This window comes from Meridianimarinicoccus aquatilis, from assembly GCF_004358675.1.
Taxonomy (GTDB): Bacteria; Pseudomonadota; Alphaproteobacteria; order Rhodobacterales; family Rhodobacteraceae; genus Meridianimarinicoccus; species Meridianimarinicoccus aquatilis.
Genome location: NZ_SMZO01000114.1, coordinates 1 through 2,676 on the forward strand (window position 1 = coordinate 1; position 2,676 = coordinate 2,676).

A 2,676-nucleotide genomic window follows, 5' to 3' on the forward strand; every position below is an offset into this window, starting at 1 on the left:
GCCGCATGAAATCAATCTGTTAGACTTCAAATCTAGCCAGAGCTAATTAATGCAACAGTCCCCTCGAAAGGCGGCTCTATGAGATCGCACGCAAGCACTGCGGCAACCAAAAACGGTGGCATATCAGGTTGGAAAACCTGCAAGCCAAGACAGGCAGTAATGCGCCGTTGAAGCGGTTCCGTTTGAACCTTCGCCAGATTATCGCAGAAAATCACACGCCGTTCTATCGGTTCGAGCTGGACGAAAACGACCTTGTGACAGTGCGCCCGCGTGCGGCGAAGGTCGAACTTGGCGAGGACATACAAATTCCAGCATGGGCCGATGAGAAGGCCCGCGACATCGCCCGCGAAAAGGGCTGGGACTATCAAGTGTTGCGCGGCAACTGGCTCGACTTTGCGCGGGTAGAGATAGGACGGGGCAACCCCCCAAAGAATGCGGGCGCGGCCTTCGTGGCATATTGCCAGAAACAGAAGGCCCTCAGATAGACAGGACGCTATAAGTCTCGCTCTTGTCCCTGCTCCCGCTTTTTCTGCTTCTCCTGGTTCTTGCGCTCAATACGACGCTCCTTGCGGGCGCGGGTCTTATCCTGTTCAGCGTCTTTCACTTGCTCTTTCGGACGATCCTGCGACCGTTCACGCTCCAAAGGGCGTGAATGCTCGCGCAGGTGTTCAGCGGCCTGTTCACGAGTGATTTTCCCTTGCCCGAGCTGCTCCATCATCTCAACGTGTTCTAGCCCTTTCGCTTGCTGTAGCTCATGGCCATTCTGAGATAAAAACATGTCGGCACACGCGAAGGCGGTGCGCTTGTTTCCTTGTTCAAAAGCATGGTTGCGAGAAACGCCTTCGGCGTAGCTCGCTGCAAGTTGGAATAAATCTCCTTCACCATACGCATGAAGGTTCATGGGGCGTGCAAGCGCGGATTCTAACAAGCCTTGATCTCTGATGAAGTGAGGCTCGTTAGAACGCTCGACCACCAATTCATTGATGCGTTTTGCTTCGTCTGGCGTAAGCCAATTTGGCTCACTCATCGCTTGGCAAGTTCTGCAAGTGTGTTGCTGTGGCGGTCTAGGCTACGCTGTAAACGCTCATCAAACTCTGCGTTTACACCATCGGTTTTTTCGCCAGCCAGACGACGATATTCGTCAGCCGACATCAACACCAAGCGGTCGCGTTGGTGGCTTGTAATGATGACGGGTTCACGCATTGCCGCATCGCTGAAAGCGCCGACGTTGTTCTTGAACTCTGTTGCTGTAACTCGGGTCATTGGGACCTCCTTTCTAAGAATCAAAGTATAGCTAAAATAGCCATTTTGGCTATAGGAACATCTTCCTACGGTGCGCCTCGGGTGCGCCCTTGGCCTCGCGGACGCGACCGCTCGCGCTTCTTACGCGCGATGCGACGCTCTTTGCGGGCACGGGTCTTGTCCTGCTCGCCTGCGTCGTCGGTCTGAAAATTGTCCAGGCTTGCCCGTTTGGCCTTGTTCTCGGCGCGGCGTCGATCGGCAGTCTGATCAAACGCACGCAATGGCTCTGCTCCCTTGTCCTGGGCCTGGGCTGGGGTCTGTGCGGGACGGTCTTGCCATAGCTTATCGACCTGCGCCTTCACCGTATCGTGCTTGGCTGCATCCTCCTGGCGATGATGTTTGCGTAACTGGTCGCGGTCGTATTTCCATGCCTTCGTCACCTCGCGCCCAGCATCGCGGATGGTCTGCTTTTGGCGGGAAGCGATGGCTTTACGCTCGGCCTCCTGCTCGCGGATGAAATCGCGGCGCAAGTCGGCCTTGTCGATAAGCGCCTGCATGACCCCGACCAGGGCGTTCTTGTTCCGTTGGGACAAGGCGAACTTGATGCGGGGTAAGAGGCCCATATCGAAGTCGGCAAGGGCCTTCTTCTGCTGCTTGAACACGTCCCGCCATATCGGTTTGTAGAGAATTTTGATTTCATCACGGCGGAAGGCGAAGCGTTCTTCCTTCTGACGCCACAAGGCTTCAAACTGCGCTTTGCGGGCAGGCTGAGCCTGTTCTTTATCGGCGCGATACTCGTTCCAAAGCTCTTTGGTCTGCGCCTTCTTCCATTCCGCCCATTGCTGGCGGGTTGGACTGTCATCCTGGGACTGTTGCGTTAACTGTTCGTATGGGCCAGATTTTGGCTTTTGAGGTGAAGCTTGCCACGCAAGTCGCCATTTAAGCACCACCGTTTTCCAAGGGACATCATCCTTTGCGCGGTGCGTTGGTATTTGCGCTACCCGCTCTCCTATCAAGACGTGGTTGATCTATTCGCTGAGCGTGGCATCACAGTTGATCGTTCAACCGTTTATCGCTGGGTTCAGAAGTTTGGGCCCGAACTCACGAAACGCACAGAAAAACATCTGCGCCGCGCCAGCGTAGATTGGCACGTAGATGAAACTTATCTCCGCGTTGGTGGCAAGTGGCGTTACTTGTGGCGCGCCGTTGATGCGAACGGCCAAATGGTGGATTTTCGCCTTACCGCTCGGCGGGACGCAAAGGCGGCAAAGGCTTTTCTAAACAAGGCCATTGAGCGGGTCAGACTCCATCGTCCAGTCACAATCGTCACGGACAAGGCCCCGACGTATCACCGTGTCATTCGAGAAATCAATCACCACTATGATCCCCATTTCGACAGCATCCGCCATATCGACAGAAAGTGGCGCAACAACC

The 2,676-nt window shown here is 55.1% G+C and carries 4 protein-coding genes and 1 pseudogene; 2 read left to right on the forward strand and 3 right to left on the reverse strand.

The window, feature by feature from the left end; translation table 11 throughout:
- Positions 1–68: 68 nt before the first annotated feature.
- Positions 69–485, forward strand: a pseudogene (locus E2L05_RS20480) (replication initiator protein A); the annotation flags it as partial.
- Between the two features lie 8 nt (positions 486–493).
- Here the strand turns inward: E2L05_RS20480 and E2L05_RS20485 are convergent.
- The 3 genes from E2L05_RS20485 to E2L05_RS20495 form a co-directional block, all read right to left on the reverse strand.
- Positions 494–1,027, reverse strand: a complete 534-nt coding sequence (locus E2L05_RS20485) for a type II toxin-antitoxin system death-on-curing family toxin (protein WP_133344870.1) — start codon at positions 1,025–1,027, stop codon at positions 494–496.
- Entirely contained in the window at positions 1,024–1,263 is a 240-nt protein-coding gene (locus tag E2L05_RS20490) for a type II toxin-antitoxin system prevent-host-death family antitoxin (RefSeq protein WP_133344873.1), read from the reverse strand. Before E2L05_RS20490 ends, E2L05_RS20485 begins: the two co-directional genes overlap by 4 nt.
- A 65-nt stretch (positions 1,264–1,328) precedes the next feature.
- Positions 1,329–2,192 carry a hypothetical protein gene (locus E2L05_RS20495; RefSeq protein ID WP_165971836.1) on the reverse strand — a complete coding sequence of 288 codons (864 nt, stop codon included), beginning with the start codon at positions 2,190–2,192 and terminating at the stop codon, positions 1,329–1,331.
- On the opposite strand from E2L05_RS20495, the gene E2L05_RS20500 reads away from it, so the two are divergent.
- Positions 2,163–2,676 (forward strand): IS6 family transposase (locus E2L05_RS20500; protein WP_133344877.1); only part of this gene is annotated, 514 nt, incomplete at its 3' end. The genes E2L05_RS20495 and E2L05_RS20500 overlap by 30 nt on opposite strands.

Coding starts and splice junctions, on each gene's coding strand:
- E2L05_RS20485 (WP_133344870.1), bottom strand. CDS start 1,027: ATGAGTGAGCCAAATTGGCTTACGCCAGACGAAGCAAAACGCATCAAT.
- E2L05_RS20490 (WP_133344873.1), bottom strand. CDS start 1,263: ATGACCCGAGTTACAGCAACAGAGTTCAAGAACAACGTCGGCGCTTTC.